This is a genomic window from Streptosporangium sp. NPDC049046 (assembly GCF_040649155.1).
Taxonomy (GTDB): domain Bacteria; phylum Actinomycetota; class Actinomycetes; order Streptosporangiales; family Streptosporangiaceae; genus Streptosporangium.
In genome coordinates this window covers 70,033-94,185 of sequence record NZ_JBEZEZ010000007.1, presented here as the reverse complement: position 1 = coordinate 94,185, position 24,153 = coordinate 70,033, and the positions used below count along the sequence as shown (strand labels likewise).

The window sequence follows — 24,153 nt, the reverse complement described above, 5'->3', positions numbered from 1 at the left end:
CGATGTCACCGTCTCGCGGCTCCCGCCGAGTCCCTTCACCGAGCGCCGCAGTGGCGGCCGCGAGAAAGATGGTGTCCCAGTGACCGACCTGCACAAGCTCGCCGCCGTCCTGGACGAGGCCGCCCGCACCGGTCGCGCGGTGCCGAGGCCCGAGCAGGACTACGGCGTGGCCGACGCCTACCGGGTCCAGGAGGAGCTGATCCGGCTCCGCCTGGAGCGCGGGGACCGGCTCGCCGGGGTGAAGCTGGGCTTCACCAGCGAGGGTAAGCGCCGCCAGATGGGGGTGCACGACGTCATCTTCGGCCGGGTGCCGGAGTCGTCGGCCATCCTCGACGGCTCGTACGCGGATATTTCTGGATTCATCCATCCGAGGGTGGAGCCGGAGGTCGTCTACCTCATCGGCCGGCGCATCGCGTCGCCGGGCGACGCGCTCGCGCCGGGCGCCGTCGCAGCCGTCGCGGCCGGTATCGAGGTGATCGACTCGCGCTACGAGGACTTCAGGTTCTCGCTGCCCGACGTGATCGCCGACAACACCTCGGCCGCCGGATACGTCGTCGGCCCCTGGCAGCCGTACGACCCGTCGCGCTGGAACCTGGGCGTCGTCCTGGAGATCGACGGGCGCGTGGTCCAGACCGGATCGACCGGCGCGATCCTGGGCGACCCGCGCAGGGCACTCGCCGAGGCCGTGCGCCTCGCCCTCCAGGCGGGGATGGTCCTGGAGCCGGGCTGGGTCCTGCTCGCCGGTGCCGCCACGCCCGCCGAGCCGCTGGTGCCCGGTGCGCGGGTGCGGGCCGAGATCCAGCACCTGGGCTCGGTCTCGTTCACCGCCTCCGTGTCGGAATCCGCCTCCGCCTCCGCCTCCGCCTCCGCCTCCGCGTCCGAATCCGCCTCCGCACCCGGTCCGACGACGCCGGGGGCCTCGGCGGAGACGCCGGGGGTTTCCGGGGTACAGGGGGCTTCGGAGAGACCGGGCACTTCTGGGGAGGAATCATGAGCGAAGGGCTCGTCGTCGAGGGAAAGGCGACGCCGCGAGGAAGGTTTCCGCACGTCAAGCGTGCGGGAGACCTCCTGTACGTGTCCGGGACCAGCTCACGCAGGCCCGACAACACGATCGTGGGAGCCGAGGTCGACGAGTTCGGCACGGTGAAGCTCGACATCGCCGAGCAGACCAGGGCGGTGATAGAGAACATCGGAGACATCCTCAAGGCGGCGGGAGCCGACCTGAGCGATCTCGTGCAGATCACCACCTACCTGGTGAACATCAATGACTTCGGCGGATACAACGCGGTCTACGCGGAGTACTTCGACGAGACCGGCCCGGCACGCACCACCGTGGCCGTCCACCAACTGCCCCACCCGCACCTGCTCATCGAGATTCAGGCCGTGGCCCATCGACCGGAGGTTCGCCCATGACCGCCCCCATCGACCTCACCAAGTGGATCGACGAGCACGCCCACCTGCTCAAGCCGCCGGTGGGCAACAAGATGGTCTTCGAGAACACCGGCGACTTCATCGTCATGGTCGTCGGAGGGCCGAACGCGCGGACCGATTTCCACATCGACCCGTACGAGGAGCTCTTCTACCAGATCCGCGGGAACATGCACGTCAACATCATGACCCCCGAGGGGCCGGAGACCGTGCACGTGCGCGAGGGCCAGATGTGGCTGCTCCCGGGGAACACGCCGCACTCGCCGCAGCGCCCCGAGGAGGGGTCGATCGGCCTGGTGGTGGAGCGGATCAGGCCGGAGGGCGTGCTGGAGAAGTTCCTCTGGTACTGCCCGCAATGCAGCGGTGTGGTCCACGAGGTGGAACTCCAGGTCCGTGACATCGTGACCGACCTGCCGCCGATCTTCCAGGCGTTCTACGACGACGAGAAGGCGCGTACCTGCGGGAACTGCGGCACCGTCCACCCCGGCAAGGGATAGTCGTTGATCATCGACGTTCACACGCACCACGTCCCCAAGGGCTGGCCCGATCTCGGCTGGCCGGGGGCGCCCCGGCTCAGGGTCGACTCCGAGCGGGAGGCCGTGATCCTGCTCGGGGATCGGGAGTTCCGCCGGATCGCCGACGACTGCTGGAGTCCCTCGGTCCGCCTGGAACGGATGGACGCCGACGGGGTGGACGTCCAGGTCGTCTCCCCGACGCCGGTCTTCTTCTCCTACGAGCGCCCGGCGGCCGAGGCCGTACGGGTCGCGAGGGTGTTCAACGACCTGGCGCTGGAGATCTGCGCGTCCGAGCGGCTGGTGCCGTTCTGCCAGGTGCCGCTCCAGGATCCCGACCTGGCCTGCGCCGAGCTGGACCGGTGCCTCGCCGCTGGTCACGCGGGCGTCGAGATCGGCAACCACGTTGGCGACCGCGACCTCGACGACGAGGGAATCGTCCAGTTCCTCCAGCACTGCGCCTCGGTGGGGGCACCTGTCTTCGTCCACCCCTGGGACATGGGGGGTGGTCCCCGGCTGGAGCGCTGGATGGCGCAGTGGCTGGTCGGCATGCCCGCCGAGACGCACCTGTCGGTGCTCGCCCTGATCCTGGGCGGCGTCCTCGACCGGGTGCCGAAGACGCTGCGCCTGTGCTTCGCGCACGGCGGCGGCTCGTTCGCCTTCTGGCTCGGCCGCTTCGAGAACGCCTGGCACCGTCGCAACGACCTGGTCGGGGTCTCGGAGTTTCCTCCGTCGCACTATCTCGACCGGTTCAGCGTGGACTCGGTCGTGTTCGACGAGCGGGCGCTGCGGCTGCTGGTCGACACGATGGGAGAGGACGGGGTGATGCTCGGCTCCGACTTCCCCTACCCGCTGGGCGAGTCACCGGTGGGCTCGCTGATCCGCCAGGCGGGGTTTCTCTCCGACACCGCCCGCGCCAAGCTGCTCGGCGGCAACGCCACCCGGTTTCTCGGACGCTGAGCGGGACCGGTCGCCGGGCCGAAGTCCGGAAGGAACGCGCCGCCGGGGGACCGGGAGGCTCAGCGCCTGCTCAGGCGGCGTCCCTTGTACATCGGGTGGTTGGTCTCCCAGTATTTCCAGCCCTCCACCCGCGCGGGGACGTTGGCCACTCCGGCGGCGATCTTGCGCACCCGGCAGGTGTAGATCTGGCGCCACGCGGAGAATCCCACCCGGTAGCCGAAAACGCGATACCACATGTTTCCGTACTTGCCGGCGGTGATCTCCTGCGAGTATTGGTGCCCGGTCTCGACGATGTATTCCTCGGCGAGCAGCGGACTGACCATGTTTCTTAACTGGCGGATCAACTCGCCCCTGTCGATCTCGCTGAGTTTTTCCCTTTCCAGCTCCATCTCGGCGTAGACACGGTGCTGCCGGGTGACGGAAACCGTCATCGTGCCGCCGGGGCCGTCGATGAAGCGCGTGCGGGGAACGAAGAAATTCCTCGGCCTGAAGGAGTGGAACCTGAAGAAGGACCTCGGCCTGCATTTCTTGCGCGCCTGATCCAGAAGCGTGTGGCGGGGACCGTCGGTGTCGTTTCCGGTTTCCGTGCCCGTCGCGGTGTTGCCGGTTCCGGTGCCGACCCCGTTGTCGGTGTCTCTGTCTCTGGAGGAGGGGGAGGCGCTGGTGGAGGTGCTGGTCGACGTGATGGACGAGTCGGAGCCGGGTGACGGGTCGCCGAGCGCGGACGAGTCGGAGGACGGGTCGCCGAGCGCGGACGAATTGGAGTCGGGTGACGGGTCGCCGAGCGTGGACGCGGCGGCGGGTGCGGGGAGGGCGGAGGGCACGGTGACCGTGAGGGCCAGACAGAGGAATCCGGTGAGGGCCGGCATCGCCGACCCTTTCTTCGGCCAGTACCCTTTCCGTCGTTTACGTATGGTTGCGGCGCTTTTTTGAGGGTGGGGAGTGAGCATGGAGACACCATTCCCTTCGAGACACGGTCTGTGGTCGCGATCAATCCACTGACCGGAATGCGGTTTTTACCGGTGCGCCGAGCCGCTTCATCGTGACAGTGACGATGCTTACAGCCTCACGTGAGGGCCATGTGATGACACGCCGAGACCAAGTCCACTGGAAAAGGAAAGGGTGCACGGAAGGGAACTACAGTGATCGATCGTCCACGGGCGACGGTTCGTCGCCGATCTGTGAGGGCGCGTCGAGCGTGGCGACGAGCCTCTTGGGAGCGACGGCGCGGTAGCTCTCCTCGACCCAGTCGAGGAGTATCTCGGTCTCCAGGAGCGCGCTCGCGTTCATCAGGGAGATCGAGACCCATCCCGTTTTGGCCAGTCCGTAGCCGGATGGTTTGACGCCGTCGAACGCCAACGCGTGGCCGCTCGACTCCGGCAGCTTCATCCCGACTCTCGGTCTCCATTTCTCGGTCGGCTCTTCGACGCCGAGGAAGAGAAAGATCTTCTTGTTGACTTTGACGACCGTGTCGTCCCAGGGGTGGTCCTCGTAGGTCTCCGGCAGGCGCAACGCGAACTCGCGCAGCGTCTCGCGGACCTCACGCCAGTTGTCCATGGCGCCCATTCTGAACCTCTGCGCCGACGATTCCACCCCGAGCCGGTGTGGATCCACCGGGATCGTCCCGGGTCGGCCAGGCTTCGGCCTCGCCTCGGGCCGGTTTCGGGTCGGTCCGGATCTCAAAACGATCGTGACCGGACGGCCGGACCCGTCGGTTTCGTCTCGGAACGATGGTGGCCGGATGTCCCGACCCGTCGGTTTCATGGACGGGGGATGTTGCGCAGGTTCGCCTTCGCCATGTCGATCATGCGTCCCACCCCGCCGTTGAGCACGATCTTGCTCGCGGCGAGGGCGAACCCCTTCACCTGCGCTCCGCTGACGCTCGGCGGCATGGCGAGCACGTCCGGGTCGGTGACCACATCCAGCAGGAAGGGGCCGGGGGTCGAGAAGGCCGTGGCGAGGGCCTCCCGTACGTCCGAGGGATTCTCCACCCGCAACGCCCCGATCCCGGCCGCGCCGGCGATCGCCGCGTAGTCGACGGGGGCGTGGTCGGTGCCGAAGTCGGGCATCCCCTCCACCATCATCTCCAGCTTCACCATGCCGAGCGAGGAGTTGTTGAACACCACCGTCTTCACCGGCAGATCGTGCTGCCGGACGGTGAGAAGCTCCCCGAGGAGCATGGCGAGCCCGCCGTCCCCGGAGAGCGAGACGACCTGGCGGCGCCGGTCCGCGAACTGGGCGCCGACGGCCTGCGGGAGCGCGTTGGCCATGCTCCCGTGCACGAACGAGCCGATCACGCGGCGGCGCCCGTTGGGGCTGAGGTAACGGGCGGCCCAGACGCAGCACATCCCGGTGTCCACGGTGAACACGGCGTCGTCCGCGGCCAGTTCGTCGATCAGGTTCGCGACGCACTCGGGGTGGATCGGCAGGTGGTGCTCGATGTCGTGGGTGTACGCCTCCACGACGTTCTCCAGCACCTTCAGGTGCTTGCGCAGCGTCTTGTCGAGATGGCGGCGGTCCGTCTTCTGGGTGACATGGGGCAGCACCGCGCGGATCGTCGCGCCGACGTCGCCGTGCACGGCCAGCTCCAGCGGGGTCCTGCGGCCCAGCCGCCCCGCGTCGTGGTCGATCTGGATCGTCCGCGCGCCCGGCAGGAAGTCGTCGTACGGGAAGTCGGTCCCGGCCAGCACCACCAGATCGGCGTCGTGCATCGCCTCGTGGCAGGCGCCGTACCCGAGCAGCCCGCTCATCCCCACGTCGTACGGGTTGTCGTACTGGATCCACTCCTTGCCGCGCAGCGCGTGCCCGACCGGTGCCAGGACGCGCCCGGCCAGCGCCATGACCTCGTCGCGGGCGTGACGTGTCCCCGCGCCGCAGAACAGCATCACCTTCTCGGCGCGGTTCAGCGCCGCCGCCAGCTCGGCCACCTGGTCGGCGGGGGGTACGACCGTGCCGGTCGTGGTCAGGAAGTCGTGCTCGCCGGTGGGGTGGGCGGCGGACAGTTCCGCCACGTCACCGGGAAGCACTACGACGGAGACGCCACCGAGGCCGAGCGCCTGCTGTACGGCGGTGCGCAGCACCCGGGGCATCTGCTCGGGTGTGCTGATCATGTCGCAGAAGTGGCTGCACTCCACGAACAGTCGTCCGGGGTGGGTCTCCTGGAAGAAGCCCGTGCCGATCTGCGCGGAGGGGATGTGCGAGGCGATCGCGAGCACCGGGGCACCGCTGCGGTGGGCGTCGTAGAGGCCCTGGAGCAGATGGGTGTTGCCGGGCCCGCAACTGCCCGCGCAGACCGCGAGGCGCCCGGTGACCTGTGCTTCGGCCGAGGCGGCGAACGCCCCGGCCTCCTCGTTCTGCACGTGGATCCACTCGATGTCACCGGCCTTCCTGATGGCGTCGACCACCGGGTTGAGGCTGTCGCCCACCACCCCGTAGATCCGTTCCACCCCGGCCTGGCGGAGAACCTCGATGAACTGCTCGGCGACGGTCGCCATGGTGCCCCCTCATGTCCGGCGTCACCGGGGTACCTCACCGTATTTCGCCGGATCACTCGGGATCGCCCGGGAAGAGTCAGGACGGCGCGTGTCGGGGGGACTTGTGTCTCACGACCCATCATCGTTCATATATCGAACAAAAGTTCTTTATGCGTACAGAGTGTAGCCGGAGGGATAGGTTCTCCAGAGAAGACGGCCAGGTCCGGCCGGATGCCTGTCACTTTCCGTGTCAACCTACTTACCATGCGGACGAGGTGACCGCTCTCGGAAGGGGCCAGATGACCGGGCAGAACTCGGCGATCGCGTCCGACTACGTCTTCGACAACGACGGGGACCACTCGTCCGACCAGCACCACTACCTCGCCCGGCTTCTCGACCCGCTCACGTTCGAGCGTCTCGCCCTGACCGGTGTCGGGCCCGGCTGGAGGTGCCTGGAGGTCGGGGCGGGCGGTGGCAGCGTGGCCCTCTGGCTGGCCGAACGGGTGACGCCGGGTGGACACGTGCTGGCGACCGACATCAAGCCCGGCCTGATCCCGTCCAGACCGGGGCTGACCGTGGCCCGCCACGACATCGTCGTCGACCCGCTGCCACAGGACGCGTTCGACCTGATCCACGCCCGGCTCGTGCTCAGCCACCTGCCGCAGCGTCGCCAGGTCCTGAGGCGCCTGCGCGCCGCGCTGCGGCCCGGCGGCCGGCTGCAGCTCGACGAGATCGACATCACCCGCTGGGTGGCGCCCCCAGCCTCCGGCGGGCGCGAAGGGGAGGTGTACGGGATCTACGTCACGGCCATGGCCCGGGTCCTGGGCGCGGCGGGTAGCGATCCGACCTGGGGGAGTGTGGCCGCGCGGGACATCGCGGCGGCGGGCCTGGTCGACATCGACCAGGTGCGCTGGACCGAGGTGTGGGAGCGCGGGTCCGCCGGGCTCGGCCTCCTGATCAGCAACAGCCACCATCTGGAGGAGCACCTGATGGCGGCGGGGATGACCTCGGGGCAGCTCAGGGAGGTCCGGGAGGTCATGTCGGCTCCGGGCTTCAGCGCCCCCTCCTTCGAGATCCACTCGATCCTCGCCCGCAGGGCCGACGACTGAGCACTCCGCGAGGGAGCGGAAGGGCGCCGGCACCGCCCCGGGAGACGACGGATCCGGTGCCGGGCGCTCCGCGAGGGTCGGCTCAGACCCGGGAGACGACGGATCCGCCGTCGCCACTGCGCGAGGGAGTGGAGGGGCCCGGCGCCTGACCGGCGGTCCGTCGGCGGATGGTGACGAAACCGTCTCGATCAGTGGTGACGGCGGAGAGTGCTCACTCGCGGTCCGCACCCGGTGTGAGCTGGGCGATCGCCAGAAACCCACTTTTTATTGATAAAAAACCGCCCTACCCACCCGGAACATTGATATTCAATCTTCGCTCTGGTGACTTGAAGCGTGATAAGTCCCATGGGCATAGTGTGTCGAATCACACACGCACCAGTCGCGGCGTGCGACCGCGGGGCCCGTTCGGCCTGCGGGCGCCGGCCAGGCGCAGGAACCGCGGATTGGAAAGTCCGAATGAGCAACCCCCCTCCGATTCGCTCGAAGATCCTCGCGATCCTGCTCCTTCCCATCCTCTCGTTGATCGTCCTGTGGGGATTCGTCGCCTACTCGACCGTCGCGCAGGTCGCCGGCATCGCCCAGACCCAGAGCCGCTGGCAGGTGATCGGAGAACCGATCCGGCAGCTGATCTTCGAGATCCAGCGGGAGCGTCAGATCTCCGCCGAGTCGGCCGGCGCCACCGCCCAGAACGAGACACTCTCCAAGCAACGGCGGGTCACGAACGTCCAACTGGACCGGGTACGCCAGGCGGTCGCGTCCGCCGAGGCATACGAGCCCGACAACGCCCCGACGGACATCCGGGCGTTGATCGCGGCGATGGAAGGGCTCAGCCAGGTCCGTACCCTCACCGACCGCGGTGCGCTCAGCCCCGTCCAGGTGACCGACGGCTACAACGAGTTCGTCGGAGCCGCCAACCGGCAGATCGGTGACGCCACCGCGATCGCGGACCTGGAGGCATTCCGTAACGTCCGCGGCATGGGCGCCTACAGCACCACCGCCGAGTTCGCGAGCAGGGAGCACGCCGTCCTCACCGCGGCGCTGAAGCGCGGCGCGATGACGCCCGCGGAACACGCGGCCTTCGTCTCGGCGATGACCAGCCGGAGAAACTACCTGGTCTACGCGGAGCGGGACATGAGCCCGGACCTGAAAGCGGATCACGAGGCCTTCCTGCAGAGCCCCGCCTACCAGCGGTTCACCGCGGGCGAGGACAGGATCTTCTCGTGGAACCTCGCCGGTAAGCCCCCGCTGGACGCCGCCGAGTGGAAGCGTGACGCCGAGGCCGTTCTGGTCGCCGTCAACAAGCAGAGCGTGCGGGAGTTCGCCCGCTCGGCGACCAGGGGCGAGGCGCTCAGGAACGACACCTACCTGCGGATCGGGCTGATCCTGGGACTGGGCCTGCTCGCGATCGTCGTCTCGATCCTCGCCTCCTACCGGTTCGGCCGCTCCCTGGTCGCCGAGCTGAAGCGGCTCCAGGCGTCCGCCGTGGAACTGGCCGAGGAGCGGTTGCCCCGGCTGGTGGAGCGGCTGCGCAGGGGCGACGACGTGAACCCGGCGATCGAGGCCCCCGAGCTCGCCCCCGCGAGGACCGCCGAGGTCGACCGCGTCGTGCACGCGTTCTCCGCCGTGCGACGCACCGCGGTGGAGGCCGCGGTCGGCCAGGCGACGCTCCGCAAGGGCGTCGGCCTGGTCTTCCTGAACCTCGCCTGGCGCAACCAGGCGCTGCTGCACCGCCAGCTCACGCTCCTCGACACGATGGAGCGTCGCGTCGAAGAACCGGAGATCCTGGAGGATCTCTTCAAGCTCGACCACCTGACCACCCGCATGCGGCGGCACGCGGAGAACCTGATCATCCTGTCCGACGCGGCTCCGTCCCGCAGGTGGCGTGACCCGGTGCCCATCTTCGACGTGGTGCGCAGCGCCATCCTGGAGGTCGAGGACTACACCCGCGTCACCGTGCTCCCCATGCCGCACGCGCCGCTGCTGGTCGGCGCCGCGGTCACCGACGTGATCCACCTGATCGCCGAGCTGGTGGAGAACGCCACCACCTTCTCGCCGCCGAACACCGCGGTCCACGTGCGGAGCATGGTCGCGGCGAACGGCTTCGCGCTGGAAGTCGAGGACCGCGGCCTGGGACTGAGCCAGGCCAACCTCGACGAGCTCAACGCCAAGCTCGCCGACCCGCCGGAGTTCGACCTGGCGGACAGCGACAGGCTCGGCCTGTTCGTCGTGGCCAGGCTCGCCGCCCGGCACGGGATCAAGGTCGTACTGCGCCCCTCGCCGTACGACGGCACCACCGCGATCGTGTTGCTGCCGCAGAGCCTGCTCGCCACCTGCGAGTCGCTCGCCGCCGAGACCATGCCGAACCGGGCGCGTCAGGACGGCGCGCACCCGGGCGGACCGGCACGGGCGCTGAGCGCGGCAGCGGAAGACTGGCCCAGGGCGCTCTCCGGCGCCCAGGACCACGGGACGACCCACACTCCCGAGACCACGTCGAGCTGGTTCCCCACCCAGGAGCGGCGCGAGGCTCCCGATGTCCCCGCCTCGATACCGGTGCGGCGGGCCGTCTTCATCCCGGACACCGACGACGACCTGGACGGGCTGCCGATGCGGGTACGGCAGGCTAATCTGGCCCCCCAGCTCCGCCAGACACGCTCCCCCGAAGCGCGCGACACCACCGCGCGAACCCCCGAGGAGCTCTCACACCTCATGTCCTCCATGCAGCGAGGCTGGCAGCAGGGCCGCAGCCATGCGGAGCAGGAAACGGACATGTGGAAGCGAAAGGACGGCCACTCCGATGCCCGACCCCAGATCTGAACTGAGCTGGTTGCTCGACGACCTGACCCAGCGGGTCACCGGTATCCGGCACGCCATCGTGCTGTCCGCCGACGGCCTGGCGATGGGCGGCTCCCGAGGGCTGACCCGGGAGGACGCCGAACACCTGTCCGCCATCTCGGCGGGAAGCCACAGCCTCGCGCTGGGTGCGGGGCGGCACTTCGGCCTCGGCGGCGTACGGCAGACCATCATCGAGATGGAGGGGGGTTTCCTGTTCGTCACCGCGGCGGGACAGGGAGCCAGGCTGGCCGTACTCGCCGCGGGCGACGCCGAACTGGGCATGGTGACCTACGAGATGGCGCTGCTGGTCAAGCGCGTCGGCGAGCACCTGTCCGCGCAGCCGAGGGGAGCCGCCCCAGCGCCCGCTTGGAACGGTACGAGGACGTGATGGGGGAGGATCCCGGGCCTCTGGTCAGGCTCTTCGGGGTGACCGGAGGCAGGGCGCGCCCGGTCGGGGAGAGCTTCGACCTGGTGGCCATCGTCACGACCGTCGAGATGCCCTTCGAGCCGGTCGGGCTGATGCCCGAACACCTCAACGTGCTGCACGCGTGCCGTCGGCCCACCACCGTGGCCGACGTCGCCGCGCATCTCAAGCTGCCACTCAACATCACCCGCGTACTCCTCAGCGAGCTGCGACGCGAGGGCCTGGTCACCATCGACAAGCCCCGGCCGATGGGGAAGACGATCGACGAACGCATCTACAGGGAAGTGCTGCATGGAATACGCGGCCTCTGAGCCGGGCATGCCCCCGGGCGACACCCCCGCGATGGCCATCAAGATCCTTGTCGCCGGTGGTTTCGGGGTCGGCAAGACGACCATGGTCGGCACGATCAGCGAGATCAGGCCTCTGCACACCGAGGAACTGCTGAGCGAGCGCGGCATCCACGTGGACGACACCGCGGGCGTGGAGTCAAAGATCACCACGACCGTCGCGCTGGACTTCGGCCGGATCACCATCCGCGACGGGCTCTGGCTCTACCTGTTCGGCACCCCGGGCCAGGACAGGTTCTGGTTCATGTGGGACGAGCTGTCCGTCGGCGCCCTCGGCGCGGTCGTCCTCGCCGACACCCGCCGCCTGCAGGACTGTTTCCCCGCCGTGGACTACTTCGAGCAGCGCGGGCTCCCGTTCGTCGTCGCGGTCAACTGCTTCGACGGCGCGCGCCGGCACGACCCGATCAAGGTGCGGCGGGCACTGGGCCTGGACGGCGTGGCACCGATCATCCTCTGTGACGTGCGCAGACGCGACTCGGTCAAGGAGGTGCTGACCACGCTGGTCACCTACGCGGCGGGAGGCGCCTTCCAGGCGGCCCACGCGGGCGCCTGAGCCCCGTCGCACCCGCGTGAACCTCCCCTGACCGTGTCGCCGAGCGTACGATCGCGGCGTACCGGAGTACGGGTTCGACCAACGCCGCCATCGGAGGGCCGCCCCTGTGAACACGGAGAACACGATCGTGGAGGTCGCGGGGACGGGGACGGGGGGCCCGGAGAAGGCGGGCGCGGGTGCGAAGGTCGGCCTCACCGGGGGCGGGCTGCTCAGTGGGCTGGGAACGGGGAGCCAGGTGAGCCCGGCGGAGGCGTTCAACGTGGTCCGCGCCGACGAGCTGGAGGGCAGGGTCGCCCTCGTCACCGGCGGCGGCAACGGCATCGGCGCGGGAGTGGCCCGGCGGCTGGCCGAGGGCGGTGCCCGCGTCGTCCTCGCCGACATCGACGACGTCGCGGGCGGCAGGCTCGCGGACGAGCTGGGAGCGACGTACGTCCACTGCGACGTGTCCCGGCTGGAGGACAACGAGACGGCGGTGGCGACCGCGGTCGAGCGGTACGGCAGGCTCGACCTCGCCTTCCTCAACGCGGGCATCGCCTCGGGCTGCGGCCTGGGGGAGGACTTCGACATCCGGCGCTACCGCCTCGCGATGGGTGTGAACCTCGACGGCGTCGTCTTCGGGGCGCACGCCGCGATCCCCGCCCTGCGGGCGTCGGGCGGCGGCACGATCGTGGCGACCGCGAGCATGGCGGGCATCGTCGGCATCCCCTCCGACCCCGTCTACGCCGCCAACAAGCACGCCGTCGTCGGACTCGTCCGCTCGCTCGGCGAGGACCTCCGGCCGCACGGCATCAGGGTGCAGGCGCTCTGCCCGTCCTTCGCCGACACCGCGATCCTCGGTGAGAGCAAGGCGGTGCTGGAGGGACTCGGCTTCCCGATCCTCGACGTCTCGTCCGTCGTCGACACCTTCTTCCGGCTGCTCGACGGCGACGGCACCGGCGAGTGCTGGTTCGTCGTCCCCGGCCGTGAGAGCCAGCCCTTCGCCTTCCGCCGAGCCCCGGGACCGCGTACCTGATCCGAACGGTCAGGGGCGGCGGGTCGCGTAGCCGGGCCGAGTGGGCCGGACCGACGACGCGCCTGTCGGCGGCGTGGATACGGCGTTCCTGTCGGCGGCGCAGCGGAGGGTGGACGGGGCGACCGGCCTCGCCCGCCGGGCCGCGACACGCTCACCGGCCACGGCGATCTCCCTTACGTCTGCGATTACCGAACGTAAGATCGCGAACGTGAAGAGTAGCCGCGGGGTGATCTCGGGCTGGGCGGCGGCATCCGGCGGGCTTCGTCGCGTCCTGCTGCTGGCCGGGCAGTTGAGAGTCGGCGGCACCGAGAAGCAGATCTTCCTCCTGGCCACGGGCCTGGCCCGCGACGGCGTGAAGGTCGACGTGGTCACCCTGCACTCGGGAGGTCCGTACGGTGACGCGCTCGAACGCGCCGGCGTCCCCGTGCACAACGCCGGGTTCACGGCGTTGTCGACGGGAATCACCGCCCTTCCCCGCAACCTGCTCGCGGCGGTACGCCTCGTCAGGTTGGTACGGCGGCTCAGGCCGGACGTGCTCCACGCCTTCCTGTACCACGCCTATGTGATCGGCACGCCGATCGCCTGGCTCGCCCGGGTCCCCGTCATCGTGGCGGGACGACGCAGCCTGAGCCTCTTCAAGAGGCTCCCGTACGGGGTCCACGCGCTGGAGCGCCTCGCCGTCCGGCTGACGCGGCACGTGGTGGCCAACGCCGTGGCCGTGGCGGAGGACGCCAGGAGGGTGGAGGGTCTCGCCCCGGAGAAGATCAGCGTGATCTACAACGGGCTCCCCGAGTCGGCCTTCCTGCCCGTCACGCCCGCGTCGGTCGCGACCGACCTGCCGGTCGTGTGCTGCGTCGCCAACCTGCTGACGTACAAGGGCCACCGCTACCTCGTCGAGGCGATGGCGCTGCTGGCGGCCCGGGGTACGCCGTGCACGTTGGTGCTCGCGGGAGAGGGACCTGAGCGCGACGCCCTGACACCGCAGGCGGAGAGCCTGGGGGTGGACCTGCGCCTCCTGGGCCTTCGCAGGGACGTCCAGGCCCTGGTGCGCCGGGCGTCGGTGGTGGTGCTCGCCTCGCTCCAGGAGGGGATGAGCAACGCGGTCATGGAGGCGATGGCGGCGGGCAGGCCGATCGTCGCCACCGCGGTGGGCGGCACCCGCGAGCTGCTGAACGGGCGCGGGCTGCTGGTCCCCCCGCAGGATCCCCGGGCACTGGCCGACGCCCTGGAGCGCGTGCTGCGCGACCCTCGCCTGGGAGCGTCCCTCGGCGCCGCCGCCCGCGCCTGGGCACTGGACAACCTCCGCGTGGACTCCATGATCGACCGACATCTGACGCTGTACCGGCGCCTTCTGGAGGAGCGATGTGCGCGATAGCCGGTGCCGTCTGCCCAGACGGGGTGGACCCGGACACGGTCCGCGACATGTGCGAGACACTCGTGCACCGCGGTCCCGACGGCAGCGGCATGCACGTGGAGCACTCGGCCGTGCTCGGGACGCGCCGTCTCGCCGTCGTCGACGTGGCCGGTGGCGACCAGCCCGTCTACAGCGAGGACGGCCACGTCGTCGCGGTGTTCAACGGCGAGATCTACAACTTCGCCGAGCTACGGGCCGAGTTGCTGGCCAAGGGACACCGCCTCGCCGCGAACGGCGACTCCGAGTGCCTGGTCCACCTGTACGAGGAACACGGCGACGCCCTCGTTCACCGCCTGCGCGGCATGTTCGCCTTCGCCCTGTGGGACGGGCGCAGGCGAAGGTTGCTGCTCGCCCGCGACCGGGTCGGCAAGAAGCCGCTCTACTGGGAGACGAGGTCGGGCTCGCTGCGTTTCGCCTCCGAGCTGAAGGCACTGGTCCGCGACCCGAGCCGGCGCGGCGAGATCGATCCGGTCGCCCTGCACCACTATCTGACGTTCCAGTACGTGCCCGCCCCCTGGTCGATCTTCGAGGGGATCGGCAAGCTCCCGCCGGGCTCGACCCTGGTGTGGCAGGAAGGCCGAGTGCGCGTCGACCGCTACTGGCGGCTGGACGCCACTCCCCGCCCGGTGGCGGCCGTCGAGGAGGAGGCCGAACGGCTCCGCGAGCTGCTGCTGGAGGCGACCCGGCTGCGGATGACCGGCGAGCGCCCGATCGGAGCCTTCCTGTCGGGGGGCGTCGACTCCTCCGCGGTCGTCGCGGCGATGGCACGGCAGTCCTCGCGGCCGGTCCGCACCTTCTGTGTCGGCTTCGAGGAGGCCGCCTTCGACGAGCGCGCGCACGCCGGGGAGGTGTCCGCCCTCTACGGCACCGACCACTCCGAGCTTGTCCTCTCCGACGCCCCGCTGGACGTGTTCCCCACCCTGGCCTGGCACTTCGACGAGCCGTTCGCCGACTCCTCGGCGATTCCCAGCCTCCTCGTCGCCCGGCTGAGCGGCCGGGAGGTGACGGTGGTGCTCAACGGGGACGGCGGGGACGAGTCCTTCGGCGGCTACCGCCGTTACACGCTGCTGCGGTGGATCTCCCGGCTGCGGATGCCGTCGGCGGCGTCACCGCTGCTGGGTGCGGCGGGCAGGAGCGTGCAGGCCCTGTCGCGCCCGGGATCGATGCTCCGCAAGGCGGGGTGGGGCATGGAACTGGCCGGACTGCCGACGGCAGGCGGATACACACGCCTGATGTCCTACTTCACCGAGGAACAGAAGCGGCAGGTCTACACCCCGTGGCAGCGTGGCCTGGTGGCGGGCGTCCACAGCGGCGACATCATCGAGCGGGCCTTCGAGGAGTCCTCGGCGGGCTGTGACCTCACCCGGGCCATGGACGTCGACGTCAACACCTACCTGCCCGGCGACCTGCTGGTGAAGACCGACATCAGCACGATGGCCTACTCGCTTGAGGCGCGTTCCCCCTTCCTGGACCACGTCCTGATGGAATGGGCCGCGGGCCTGCCGGGGGAGCTGAAGGTCCGTGGCGGTACGACGAAGTACCTCCTCAAGCACGCCCTCGCCGGCTGGTTGCCCGCCCACCTGCTGAGGCGCCCGAAAATGGGGTTCGGGGTGCCGCTCGCCTCCTGGCTCAGGAGCGGGCTGCGTCCCCTCGCCCACGACCTGCTCACCGACGCCACCGCCCGGGACCGGGGGATCTTCGATCCGAAGGTCGTCGCCCGCCTGCTCGCCGAGCACGCCGCAGGGCGGGACCACTCGAAGCGCATCTGGGCCCTGCTGCAGTTCGAGCTCTGGCACCGAACCCACCTGCCGGAACAACCCGCCGTACAACCGGTCGCACGATCGATCGAACAGTCCGTCGCGCGACCTGCCGCACGGTCGGCCGGGCAGCCGGTCGTGAGACCCGCTGTACAACCGGCCTCACGATCGACCGAACAGCCCGCCGTACCGTCAGCCGCACGATCGGCTGTGCAACCGGCCGTGCGGCCCGCCGTACAACCCACTGCACAACCGGCCGAGGACCGTCATCGGCGACCGCGGCTCACGTGAGTGCCACGGTCGCGACGGGGCGCGGCGGAGACGCGACCGCCACCCGCCTGGCCCACCTGCTCCTCACCCACCTCACGCTCACCGTCGCCGGAGGACTCACCAGCGTGATCGTGGCCCGCGCCCTGGGGCCGGGGGACCGTGGCGCCTACTGGGTGATCGTCACCATCGCGACCACGGCGGCGGCGATGGGAAACCTGTCGGTGGAGAAGTCACAGACGGCGCTGTGGACGCGGGAGGAGAATCGGCCCGCGATCGCGGCGAACTGCCCGTGGCTGGGGCTCGCCGTGGGGGCGGTGGTGGCGGGGATCGCCTTCCTCACGGTCGCGCCCCTGCCGGGCGTCGGCGCCGACCGTTCCACGCTGGTCTGGGGGCTGGCCGCGGTACCCGTCATGACGACGATCGTCTACGTCAACAACGTGCACGTCCTGCGCGCCCGCACAGGGGTCGTCAACCGGGGCTCGCTGGCCGGAGCCGCCCTGCAGTGCTTCGCCCTGGCGGCCCTGGGATTTCCCGGATGGCTCACCGTGGAGGGAGTAGTGATCGTCTGGGCCCTCTCCTTCGTGGTGAACCTGCTGCTCCTGCTGCCGCCCCTGCCCGTACGCCGCCCGCGCGAGGGGCGGCTGGCCGCCCGTACGCTGTCGTGCGGGCTGCGCTACCACCCGGGGTACGTCTGTCATTTCCTGCTGCTGCGGCTCGACGTCCTCATCCTGAACGCGATGAGCACGCCCGCCTCGGTGGGGATCTACTCCATGGCAGTGACACCGGCCGAACTCCTGCGGGCGATGACCGGCGCGGTGGTTCAGGTCGCCCTGCCCCGGCAGATGGAGTCGAGCCGGGAGGCGTCCGCCGCGTACACGGCGCGGACGATCCGGATCACCGCCGTCCTCGCCGCCTCGTCACTCGTCCTCCTCTGCCTGACGGGGCCGTTCCTGGTGGTCGCCGCGGCCGGTCCGGCCTTCGCCGGGTGCGTCGTCCCGATGCTGGTGCTCGCACCGGGCGTGGCCGTCGCCGCGGTCGCGGCCCCGGCGGCGGCCTACCTGCTCCGCCTCGACCTGCCGCTCGCCACCTCGCTGATGTACGGCGCGGCGCTGTCGGCGAACCTCGTGCTGAACGTCCTGCTCGTCCCCGAAGCGGGTGTCGCCGGGTGCGCCCTGGCGTCCACGATCGCCTACACGGCCCTCGCCGCGACCCAACTGGTCTGGTTCGCGCGATCGGCGGGAGTGCCCCTGCGGAGGTTGAGCCCGGGTGCCGCCGAGGTGCGCGAGATCGCCCACCGGGTCCGCGGACTCCTGCGCGTCGGCTGATCCGCCCGATCGGGGGCGACCCGCCTGATCAGGCTGATTCGGCTCACACGGCTGACACGGCTGATCGCGCTGGTTCGGCCGGTCGCTTGAGCAGGTACTCGTTGCAGCCGAGCCCGCCCGCGCACGTCTTGAGGAGCAGGAGACTGAGATCGTGCGCGCGGGCACGGGCGAGAACCTGCTCGGGCCTGGAGACCTCGAACGGGTACCCGCCCACCCAGTCGAGCATGTCGTGCCGGCGCGACATGCCCCGCGGCTGGGGGGCCGTGGGATCGGCCCGGCCACGGAGCAGCCGCGCGACCTTGATCAGGGGCCAGGCCCGGTAGATGTACGCCGCGCTCCCGGCGACCAGGGCGCAGCGGGTCACCGGCCCCGACCGGTTGTAGCGCCGCTTCACGGCGGTCCAGACCCGGCTCTGCCTGCCCTGGTCGTTGTAGAGCGAGACGAACAGCAGCCCGCCGGGGGCGACGAGCCCGACGGTGGCGTCGAAGGCCCGCCACATGGCCCCGGTGTGGTGCAGGACTCCCCAGACGTACACCACGTCGAAGGTCCCCAGCCCCGCGAGGTAACCGCCGTCCAGAATCGACCCCCGCTCGATCGTCCAGGAGGCATCTCTTTCCTCGGCCGTCTGGGAGGCGTCGGCCGCTTCCCGTTCGGTCATCCGCGGGGCGTCGGTCGCTCCCCCTTCAACGGCCCCGGAGCCGTCGGGAGCGAAGGCGTGCCGTAGCCGCACGGCGGACTCCACCGCCTCGGCGTCGGAGTCGAAGGAGTGCACGCGGGCACCGAGGCGATGTGCGGCGAGTGAGAACAGGCCACTGCCGCAGCCCACGTCGAGGAAGGTGCGCCCGGCGAGATCCTCGACCTCCAGGGTCGCCCGCAGCGAGTCGATCGCGCGTTGGACGCGACTCTCGTCGACAAGATCGACGAAGGCCTTCCAGTTGCGGCCGAAGGCGAATCTTTCACCCCGGCTGACCTGCAGAAGGGTCTCGTCCACCATCGTCTCCTGCCACATGCCGCACGAGGACTTCCCGAACGATGATCCGTAACCTACCGCATCCGATCGATCACAATAGGAAGACATTCCGGGGCGGCGACAGTGACGCCACGTCATACGTTCACCCGATAAATGTCATGACAAGCTCATGACGTGGTCGCACTGCCCGATGAGCGCGGCGGCTGGTGAGATCGACGCATGTCCTCGACACCGGTTATCGACGTTGAACGTCTGAATCTCGCCTACGGCGACTTCCACGCCGTGAAGGACCTCTCCCTCCAGGTACGGCAGGGAGAGCTCTACGCGCTGCTCGGCACGAACGGGGCGGGGAAGACCTCGACCCTGGAGACCGTCGAAGGCCACCGCAGGGCCACCTCGGGCACCGTGCGGGTCTTTGGGCAGAGCCCGAGCGACAGGAACGCCGTACGGCCCAGGATGGGCATCATGCTGCAGGAAAGCGGCTTCTCCCCGGACCTGACGGTGCGGGAGTCGATCCGGCTGATCGGAAAACTCACCCGGCGCACGGACACGGTCGAACGCGTCCTCGGCGTCGTGAACCTCACCCGCAAGGCCGGCACCAAGGTGGCCCAGCTCTCCGGCGGTGAGAAGCGACGCCTGGACTTCGCCACCGCCGTGTACGGAACGCCTGAGCTGATCTTCCTGGACGAGCCCACCACCGGCCTGGACATCCAGTCCAGGGACGACCTGTGGAAGACCGTCGGCCGGCTGCGCGAAGACGGCGCCACCATCGTTCTCACCACACACTACCTGGAAGAGGCGCAGCAGTACGCGGACCGCATCGGCCTCATGCACCAGGGCACCCTTCAGCGGGAGGGGACCGTCTCCGAACTGACGCGTACCCTCCCCTCCACCATCCGCTTCTCCCTGCCGGGCACCCTCCCCGAGGCGCCGCTCCCGCTGCAGGCCGCCCGCGACGCCGAAGGCACGTTCCTGATCGAGACCTTCGGCCTGCAGAAGGACCTGCACACCCTGCTCCGCTGGGCGCAGGACCACTCGGTGGAACTGCGGGACCTCCAGGCCGGCTCGACCCGGCTCGACGACGTCTTCCGCGCCCTCGGCAGCGAGTAGACCTCCGTCCCCTCAAGCGCGTGGACACCCGAGCCCTCAGCAAACCCCCGAACCTTCAAAGGAAAGAAGCTTCGCCATGCTCTCGATCGCTCGCAGCGAGCTGATCCAGATCTTCAGGAACCGGCTGGTCCTGGTCACCAGTCTCGTCATGCCCATGGTGGTCAGCGGGTTCTTCATCTACCAGCACGAGGGCTTCGCCGCCATCGGCAGCCTCGGATACATCGCGGCGATCATGATGTTCACCGTGGGGGCGTTCGGGCTCTACACCACCGTGGTGACGACCCTCGCCTCACGTCGGCAGAACCTCTTCCTCAAGCGGCTCCGCTCCACCGCGGCGAGCGACAGTGAGATCATCTCCGGGCTGATCCTCCCGGTCACCGTCATCGCGCTCGTCCAGGTGGCCGTGATCATGACCGCGTTGGCCGCCGTCACGGGCCGGCCGGACAACGTCCTCCTCCTCGCGGCGGCCGTCCTCTCGATGATGATCATGATGCTCGGCCTGGGACTGGCCACGGCGGGAGTGACGAACTCCCCCGAACACGCCCAGGTGACCACGCTGCCCGTCAGTCTCGGCGCCATCGCCGTGGCCAGCTGGGTGGGAATCACCGGCACCGAAGAACTCGCCATGCTCAAACGGCTGCTCCCCGGTGGCTCGGCCACCGAACTCGCCGTCAACGCCTGGAACGGCGGCGTTCCCTTCACCGACTCCCTGCTCCTCCTCGGGCCCACCCTGGGCTGGGTGGTCGTCGCCGTCGCGCTCGCCTCCCGGATCTTCCGCTGGGAGCCGCGCCGATGACGTCCCTCGACGTCGCCGACCGTACGAGAGTGCCTCGTGTGCTCCTGCCGCGGCGGCGGGACGCGATGGACTGGCGTGACGTTTCCGCAGGTCAATCCATTTAATCCATGAAACGGTGTCACCGGTGGTGCCCCGGAGCGAGAGGAATGCCGGGACGGACTCCGCTGTTCGACCCTGGAGAGCCGTTCTTGCGGGACCACCGCGCGATACCGCCGGCTGTGGACACGACACGGCCGATGTGTACGACCAGCGGCCCAGCGGCCCGACCGCGAGGACCGACCGTCCGGCGACCAGGTGAGGATCAGTGAGCCCGACACACGCGGTGCCCCAGGCCACCGAGTCCACGCGAGGGCGGCTGCGCAGGCTCAACCTCACCCTGTTCCTCCCGATGCTCATCGGCGTCGGGGTGCTGACGGTGGTGAAGGACGCCCGGACCTGGGGGGAGGCCCTCGTCCTGAGCGCGGGCGTGGTGGCGGCCCTGGTGGTCTTCGTACGGTGGGCGGCGGGCGACGTCCTGCGCGTCGCGATCCCCTGCCTGATCGTCACCGCGGCCGTGTGGCCCTTCTCCGTGTTCGTGGTCGGCGGCGGCATGGCGTTCTACGGCATCTCGATCGTGGCCTCCCACGTCATCCCCCAGCTACCGCGCCACCGGGTCGCGGCGGCCCTGGGAGTGGTCGCCTACGTCGCCGCGGTGGGGGCGACAAGGCTGCTGATCACCCAGGAGGTCGACTCCTCCGCCCTGATCGAGTACCTCGTCTTTCCCACGGGAGGCACGGCCGCGGTCATCGGTCTCATGTTTCCCAACAAGCGGTTCTACGGCCTCGTCGAGGAGCTGGAGGAGGCACGAGAGCGCGAAGCGGAGCTGGCCGTCATCCGCGAACGCGTCCGGTTCGCCAGCGACCTGCACGACATCCAGGGCCACACCCTGCACGTGGTGAAGCTCAAGATCGCGCTGGCACAGAGACTCGTCCGCAGCGACGCCGAACGGGCCGAGCAGGAGCTACGCGAGGTGCACGCCCTGGTCAGCGACACCATCAACCAGACCAAGGAGCTCGCCTACGCCCAGCGGCGGCTCAACCTCTCCGCGGAGCTGGAGAACGCGAAGAACCTCTTCGAGGCCGCGGGCATCCACGTACGCGTCGACCGCGAGGCCGAGGTCGACGCCCGCGCGGGCGAACTGCTCGGCCTGGTCCTGCGGGAGACGACGACCAACATCCTGCGGCACGCGCAGGCCAGGCAGGTGCGCGTCACCCTCTCGGAGTCGGGCATCGTCATCGTGAACGACGGCGTGCCGGACGCCCCGCTTCCCCCGCTCCGAGGGCTCGCCACACTCAGAGAACGGGTGGCGACCAACGGGGGCGAGCTGACGGTGGAGCAGAAGGACGGACGTTTCCTCACGGCCGCGACATTCCTCCACGGCCCTTCGAACGCCACTCCCTGACCTGTGGAAGAAAAATCGACGACCTGTGAAAATCGACGATCTGTGGAAGGAGAATCGACCGACATGACCACCGTGGTGCTCGCCGACGACGAGGCCCTCCTCCGCAAGGCGCTGGCCGCTTTGCTCCCCCTCGAAGGCGACATCACCGTACTCGCCGAAGCGGAGGACGGGGAGACGGCCGTCCAGGCCACCCTGCGACACCGGCCCGACGTGCTCGTCATCGACCTGGAGATGCCCGGTGTGGACGGCCTCGGCGCCGTCGCGGAGATCCGCCGTACCCGGCCAGAGCAGGTGATCCTCATGCTCACCCGCCACGCCAGACCCGGCGTGCTACGCAGGGCGCTCAGGCTCGGCGTCCAGGGCTTCGTCAGCAAGTCCGCCGAACCGGCACACATCGTCTCGGTCATCACCACCCTGCACGAGGGCAGGCGATGGATCGACCCGGACGTCTCCGCCCTCGCCGTGATCGACGACTGCCCGCTCACCGACCGCGAGCTCGACGTCCTGCGAGCGACCGGCGAAGGCTACTCGGCCGCCGACATCGCCACCCGGCTCCGCCTGGCCGAGGGCACGGTCCGCAACTACCTCTCGAACGCGATGCAGAAGACCCAGACCCGCACCCGCCACGAAGCGGCCAGATACGCGCGTGAACACGACTGGCTGTAACCGCCCGAGGCCGGTGACGAGGAAGGCTCCTCGATGTCATGGCGCCTGCCGGACGTCTCTCGTCTCGGCGTCACCGCGAGCCACGTCGGCGAGGGTGCCGAAGTCGAGGAAATGCGGCGCGGGAGTGACGTCAATTCGACGATGGTGGGAAGCCCTGCTCTGTGAGCTGACGGTTCACGTGTCGCATCATGCGGGCTACTCGCTCGGGATCGGCTCTGCGTGCGTGTTCCCGCAGCAGGGTGAGCGCCCGCTGGTCAGCCATGCGCTTGGCATGGCCGGCAACGCCAGGGGCGGTGTTCGTGATTCGGGCCTTCTCCTCGCTCATGCTCGGAATCCTATTTAGGTAGTGCCAACTTGGCAGGGAAACAATAGCGCTGCATCCCGGTGGAACCCCTCGTAGGGGTGATGAGGGCATACGCCGGAACGGGCACCTTAATCGGATGAAGGTCGTTGCGACCCCTCCCAGGGGGATAAGGACCTCACGGTAAAGGGCCAGTTCAGTGTATGTAATACCGGGTGCTGAAGCCGCTGTTTTGCAGTGAACCTCCGGTAATGCGAGAAACCTGAGGGGCTGCTGCAAAACGTGCGTGGCCTTCGCCCGAACTGAGCCATAGTTGAGGTTCCCGTTAGGTTAGAAGGCGTCGGCGCGGATGCCTGTCAGGAAGTCGTTCCAGCTTTTCGAGGTGAAGGTGAGTATCGGGCCGTACGGGTCCTTGCTGTCACGGACGGCGACGAGGTTCGGCAGGTTGGTGGCCACTTCCACGCAGTCATTTCCGCTAACGCTGTAGCTGCTCTTGCGGAATTCGGCGCCGGGCAGGTCAGGGGAGGTCATGATGGCTCCTCGCTGCGGCGATGAGCGCCGCAGACTTCTCGGGGGACAGGCACGCGTCAATAAGACGCTCAAAGGTCAGCATAAGGTTTCGCACCTGGCCGGCCGCCTCGATGTACACCTCTCCAGCAGGACCTTCTGTGTACCCTACGGCGGGGTCATCGGCATCGAATGACAGCACGGAAAAACCGCCCTCCATCCCTATGTGCGCTCCGGTGCTGAACGGTAGGACCTGCACTGTGACGTGGGCCCACTCCATGACTCGGAGAAGGTCGTCGAACTGGTGGGCCATGACGCCTGGAGGTCCGATGGGACGGCGTATGACCGCCTCGTCCATCAGAACATGGAGCTTGGGGGCGTTGGGGCCAACGAGGCTGACCTTGCGGACCATCCGAGCGTCCACACGGCGCTTCAACTCGGCTTCGCTCAGTTCGGGCAATGTCGCCTTGATGACTCCACGGGCGTAATCCTCGCTCTGGAGGAGGCCCGGGATGGCGCGTTGTTCCCATTTAAGGATGGTGGACGCCTCTGCCTCCATGCTGATGTAACTGCCGGTGAAAACGTCGCTGTAGGCCGTCCACCAGCCACGACGTCCGGCGTCTTTGCTGAGTTGGATCAAGCTCGCCGTCGTCGCGCTGTCCGCCCCGAAAAGGTCGCAGGCGTCGGCAAGGTCCGTCTCGGACACCATGATCCGACCGGCCTCGATGCGGTGCGCCTTGCTGACAGACCAACCGAGCCGCCGGGCTACGTCGGGCACGGACAGACCCGCGCGTTCTCGGAGTCGGCGCAGCTCACGGCCCAAGCGGCGATGGCGGACGGTAGGGGACTTCATAGGCATAGAGACATTGTGCCGTTACTGTTCGTGAAGATTCTATGTGCGTAAGGCTTGCGCACGTGCCTCACGCACGTCCATGATGACTCCGAC

25 protein-coding genes are annotated in these 24,153 nt (G+C 69.1%); 17 read left to right on the top strand and 8 right to left on the bottom strand.

The window, feature by feature from the left end; genetic code table 11:
- The first annotated feature begins 79 nt into the window (after window positions 1-79).
- From AB0B96_RS11745 to AB0B96_RS11730, 4 genes are read left to right on the top strand one after another with little or no spacing between them, the layout of a single operon-like run.
- Window positions 80-994, top strand: a complete 915-nt coding sequence (locus AB0B96_RS11745; protein WP_362897929.1) for a fumarylacetoacetate hydrolase family protein — start codon at window positions 80-82, stop codon at window positions 992-994.
- Window positions 991-1,413: a RidA family protein gene (locus AB0B96_RS11740; protein WP_350941483.1), complete on the top strand. Its 423-nt coding sequence runs from the start codon at window positions 991-993 to the stop codon at window positions 1,411-1,413. Before AB0B96_RS11745 ends, AB0B96_RS11740 begins: the two co-directional genes overlap by 4 nt.
- Entirely contained in the window at window positions 1,410-1,925 is a 516-nt protein-coding gene (locus tag AB0B96_RS11735) for a 3-hydroxyanthranilate 3,4-dioxygenase (protein WP_362897926.1), read from the top strand. Before AB0B96_RS11740 ends, AB0B96_RS11735 begins: the two co-directional genes overlap by 4 nt.
- 3 nt (window positions 1,926-1,928) lie before the next feature.
- Window positions 1,929-2,900 (top strand): amidohydrolase family protein, encoded by a 972-nt coding sequence (locus tag AB0B96_RS11730; protein WP_362897924.1) that lies wholly within the window; start codon window positions 1,929-1,931, stop codon window positions 2,898-2,900.
- A gap of 59 nt (window positions 2,901-2,959) precedes the next feature.
- Here AB0B96_RS11730 and AB0B96_RS11725 read toward each other — a convergent pair whose 3' ends face one another.
- The 3 genes from AB0B96_RS11725 to AB0B96_RS11715 form a co-directional block, all read right to left on the bottom strand.
- Entirely contained in the window at window positions 2,960-3,769 is an 810-nt protein-coding gene (locus AB0B96_RS11725) for a hypothetical protein (RefSeq protein WP_362897922.1), read from the bottom strand.
- Window positions 3,770-4,037: 268 nt separating this feature from the next.
- Window positions 4,038-4,457: an MmcQ/YjbR family DNA-binding protein gene (locus tag AB0B96_RS11720; protein WP_362897920.1), complete on the bottom strand. Its 420-nt coding sequence runs from the start codon at window positions 4,455-4,457 to the stop codon at window positions 4,038-4,040.
- Between the two features lie 203 nt (window positions 4,458-4,660).
- Window positions 4,661-6,394, bottom strand: coding sequence for a pyruvate dehydrogenase (locus AB0B96_RS11715; protein WP_362897918.1), 1,734 nt, complete (start codon window positions 6,392-6,394; stop codon window positions 4,661-4,663).
- Between the two features lie 254 nt (window positions 6,395-6,648).
- On the opposite strand from AB0B96_RS11715, the gene AB0B96_RS11710 reads away from it, so the two are divergent.
- The 6 genes from AB0B96_RS11710 (at window position 6,649) to AB0B96_RS11685 (ending at window position 12,650) form a co-directional block, all read left to right on the top strand.
- Window positions 6,649-7,482 (top strand): class I SAM-dependent methyltransferase, encoded by an 834-nt coding sequence (locus tag AB0B96_RS11710; RefSeq protein WP_362897916.1) that lies wholly within the window; start codon window positions 6,649-6,651, stop codon window positions 7,480-7,482.
- Between the two features lie 456 nt (window positions 7,483-7,938).
- Window positions 7,939-10,296, top strand: a complete 2,358-nt coding sequence (locus AB0B96_RS11705) for a nitrate- and nitrite sensing domain-containing protein (protein ID WP_362897914.1) — start codon at window positions 7,939-7,941, stop codon at window positions 10,294-10,296.
- Window positions 10,277-10,702, top strand: a complete 426-nt coding sequence (locus AB0B96_RS11700; protein ID WP_350941470.1) for a roadblock/LC7 domain-containing protein — start codon at window positions 10,277-10,279, stop codon at window positions 10,700-10,702. Before AB0B96_RS11705 ends, AB0B96_RS11700 begins: the two co-directional genes overlap by 20 nt.
- Window positions 10,702-11,049, top strand: coding sequence for a DUF742 domain-containing protein (locus AB0B96_RS11695; RefSeq protein WP_350941469.1), 348 nt, complete (start codon window positions 10,702-10,704; stop codon window positions 11,047-11,049). Before AB0B96_RS11700 ends, AB0B96_RS11695 begins: the two co-directional genes overlap by 1 nt.
- Window positions 11,030-11,638 (top strand): ATP/GTP-binding protein, encoded by a 609-nt coding sequence (locus tag AB0B96_RS11690; RefSeq protein ID WP_350941467.1) that lies wholly within the window; start codon window positions 11,030-11,032, stop codon window positions 11,636-11,638. The genes AB0B96_RS11695 and AB0B96_RS11690 overlap by 20 nt, the downstream gene beginning before the upstream one ends.
- Window positions 11,639-11,744: 106 nt before the next feature.
- Window positions 11,745-12,650, top strand: a complete 906-nt coding sequence (locus tag AB0B96_RS11685; RefSeq protein ID WP_362897911.1) for an SDR family NAD(P)-dependent oxidoreductase — start codon at window positions 11,745-11,747, stop codon at window positions 12,648-12,650.
- A 9-nt stretch (window positions 12,651-12,659) separates the two neighbouring features.
- On the opposite strand, the gene AB0B96_RS11680 is transcribed toward AB0B96_RS11685, so the two are convergent.
- Window positions 12,660-12,812: a hypothetical protein gene (locus AB0B96_RS11680; RefSeq protein WP_362897909.1), complete on the bottom strand. Its 153-nt coding sequence runs from the start codon at window positions 12,810-12,812 to the stop codon at window positions 12,660-12,662.
- A gap of 46 nt (window positions 12,813-12,858) precedes the next feature.
- Here AB0B96_RS11680 and AB0B96_RS11675 point away from each other — a divergent pair, with 46 nt between their 5' ends.
- From AB0B96_RS11675 to AB0B96_RS11665, 3 genes are read left to right on the top strand one after another with little or no spacing between them, the layout of a single operon-like run.
- Complete coding sequence (locus tag AB0B96_RS11675; RefSeq protein ID WP_362897907.1) at window positions 12,859-14,025, top strand: glycosyltransferase; 1,167 nt, start codon at window positions 12,859-12,861, stop codon at window positions 14,023-14,025.
- Window positions 14,013-16,112 (top strand): asparagine synthase (glutamine-hydrolyzing), encoded by a 2,100-nt coding sequence (gene asnB, locus AB0B96_RS11670; RefSeq protein ID WP_362897905.1) that lies wholly within the window; start codon window positions 14,013-14,015, stop codon window positions 16,110-16,112. The genes AB0B96_RS11675 and asnB overlap by 13 nt, the downstream gene beginning before the upstream one ends.
- Window positions 16,109-17,416 (top strand): polysaccharide biosynthesis C-terminal domain-containing protein, encoded by a 1,308-nt coding sequence (locus AB0B96_RS11665; protein WP_362897903.1) that lies wholly within the window; start codon window positions 16,109-16,111, stop codon window positions 17,414-17,416. Before asnB ends, AB0B96_RS11665 begins: the two co-directional genes overlap by 4 nt.
- Before the next feature lie 43 nt (window positions 17,417-17,459).
- Here the strand turns inward: AB0B96_RS11665 and AB0B96_RS11660 are convergent, their stop codons facing one another.
- Window positions 17,460-18,407, bottom strand: coding sequence for a methyltransferase domain-containing protein (locus AB0B96_RS11660; RefSeq protein ID WP_362897901.1), 948 nt, complete (start codon window positions 18,405-18,407; stop codon window positions 17,460-17,462).
- A gap of 198 nt (window positions 18,408-18,605) precedes the next feature.
- On the opposite strand from AB0B96_RS11660, the gene AB0B96_RS11655 reads away from it, so the two are divergent.
- The 4 genes from AB0B96_RS11655 to AB0B96_RS11640 all read left to right on the top strand — a co-directional run bounded on the left by AB0B96_RS11655 (window position 18,606) and on the right by AB0B96_RS11640 (window position 22,399).
- Entirely contained in the window at window positions 18,606-19,496 is an 891-nt protein-coding gene (locus AB0B96_RS11655) for an ABC transporter ATP-binding protein (protein ID WP_362897899.1), read from the top strand.
- 76 nt (window positions 19,497-19,572) lie between these two features.
- The gene (locus AB0B96_RS11650; protein WP_362897897.1) at window positions 19,573-20,292 is read left to right on the top strand and encodes an ABC transporter permease; all 720 of its coding nucleotides are present in this window, start codon (window positions 19,573-19,575) and stop codon (window positions 20,290-20,292) included.
- Window positions 20,293-20,596: 304 nt separating this feature from the next.
- On the top strand, window positions 20,597-21,733 hold the full coding sequence (locus AB0B96_RS11645; protein ID WP_362897895.1) for a histidine kinase: 1,137 nt from the start codon (window positions 20,597-20,599) through the stop codon (window positions 21,731-21,733).
- Between the two features lie 63 nt (window positions 21,734-21,796).
- Window positions 21,797-22,399 (top strand): response regulator transcription factor, encoded by a 603-nt coding sequence (locus AB0B96_RS11640; RefSeq protein WP_362897893.1) that lies wholly within the window; start codon window positions 21,797-21,799, stop codon window positions 22,397-22,399.
- 130 nt (window positions 22,400-22,529) lie between these two features.
- Here the strand turns inward: AB0B96_RS11640 and AB0B96_RS11635 are convergent, their stop codons facing one another.
- The 3 genes from AB0B96_RS11635 to AB0B96_RS11625 form a co-directional block, all read right to left on the bottom strand.
- Window positions 22,530-22,724, bottom strand: a complete 195-nt coding sequence (locus tag AB0B96_RS11635; RefSeq protein WP_362897891.1) for a hypothetical protein — start codon at window positions 22,722-22,724, stop codon at window positions 22,530-22,532.
- Window positions 22,725-23,030: 306 nt separating this feature from the next.
- Window positions 23,031-23,231, bottom strand: coding sequence for a DUF397 domain-containing protein (locus AB0B96_RS11630; protein WP_362897889.1), 201 nt, complete (start codon window positions 23,229-23,231; stop codon window positions 23,031-23,033).
- Window positions 23,218-24,060, bottom strand: coding sequence for a helix-turn-helix transcriptional regulator (locus tag AB0B96_RS11625; protein ID WP_362898292.1), 843 nt, complete (start codon window positions 24,058-24,060; stop codon window positions 23,218-23,220). The genes AB0B96_RS11630 and AB0B96_RS11625 overlap by 14 nt, the downstream gene beginning before the upstream one ends.
- Between the last annotated feature and the right edge of the window lie 93 nt (window positions 24,061-24,153).

What these genes read in the sequence shown, in the direction of transcription:
- AB0B96_RS11740 (WP_350941483.1), top strand. Translation starts at nt 991, where the DNA reads ATGAGCGAAGGGCTCGTCGTCGAGGGAAAGGCGACGCCGCGAGGAAGG.
- AB0B96_RS11735 (WP_362897926.1), top strand. Translation starts at nt 1,410, where the DNA reads ATGACCGCCCCCATCGACCTCACCAAGTGGATCGACGAGCACGCCCAC.
- AB0B96_RS11725 (WP_362897922.1), bottom strand. Translation starts at nt 3,769, where the DNA reads ATGCCGGCCCTCACCGGATTCCTCTGTCTGGCCCTCACGGTCACCGTG.
- AB0B96_RS11720 (WP_362897920.1), bottom strand. Translation starts at nt 4,457, where the DNA reads ATGGACAACTGGCGTGAGGTCCGCGAGACGCTGCGCGAGTTCGCGTTG.
- AB0B96_RS11715 (WP_362897918.1), bottom strand. Translation starts at nt 6,394, where the DNA reads ATGGCGACCGTCGCCGAGCAGTTCATCGAGGTTCTCCGCCAGGCCGGG.
- AB0B96_RS11705 (WP_362897914.1), top strand. Translation starts at nt 7,939, where the DNA reads ATGAGCAACCCCCCTCCGATTCGCTCGAAGATCCTCGCGATCCTGCTC.
- AB0B96_RS11700 (WP_350941470.1), top strand. Translation starts at nt 10,277, where the DNA reads ATGCCCGACCCCAGATCTGAACTGAGCTGGTTGCTCGACGACCTGACC.
- AB0B96_RS11695 (WP_350941469.1), top strand. Translation starts at nt 10,702, where the DNA reads ATGGGGGAGGATCCCGGGCCTCTGGTCAGGCTCTTCGGGGTGACCGGA.
- AB0B96_RS11690 (WP_350941467.1), top strand. Translation starts at nt 11,030, where the DNA reads ATGGAATACGCGGCCTCTGAGCCGGGCATGCCCCCGGGCGACACCCCC.
- asnB (WP_362897905.1), top strand. Translation starts at nt 14,013, where the DNA reads ATGTGCGCGATAGCCGGTGCCGTCTGCCCAGACGGGGTGGACCCGGAC.
- AB0B96_RS11655 (WP_362897899.1), top strand. Translation starts at nt 18,606, where the DNA reads ATGTCCTCGACACCGGTTATCGACGTTGAACGTCTGAATCTCGCCTAC.
- AB0B96_RS11650 (WP_362897897.1), top strand. Translation starts at nt 19,573, where the DNA reads ATGCTCTCGATCGCTCGCAGCGAGCTGATCCAGATCTTCAGGAACCGG.
- AB0B96_RS11640 (WP_362897893.1), top strand. Translation starts at nt 21,797, where the DNA reads ATGACCACCGTGGTGCTCGCCGACGACGAGGCCCTCCTCCGCAAGGCG.
- AB0B96_RS11635 (WP_362897891.1), bottom strand. Translation starts at nt 22,724, where the DNA reads ATGAGCGAGGAGAAGGCCCGAATCACGAACACCGCCCCTGGCGTTGCC.
- AB0B96_RS11630 (WP_362897889.1), bottom strand. Translation starts at nt 23,231, where the DNA reads ATGACCTCCCCTGACCTGCCCGGCGCCGAATTCCGCAAGAGCAGCTAC.
- AB0B96_RS11625 (WP_362898292.1), bottom strand. Translation starts at nt 24,060, where the DNA reads ATGAAGTCCCCTACCGTCCGCCATCGCCGCTTGGGCCGTGAGCTGCGC.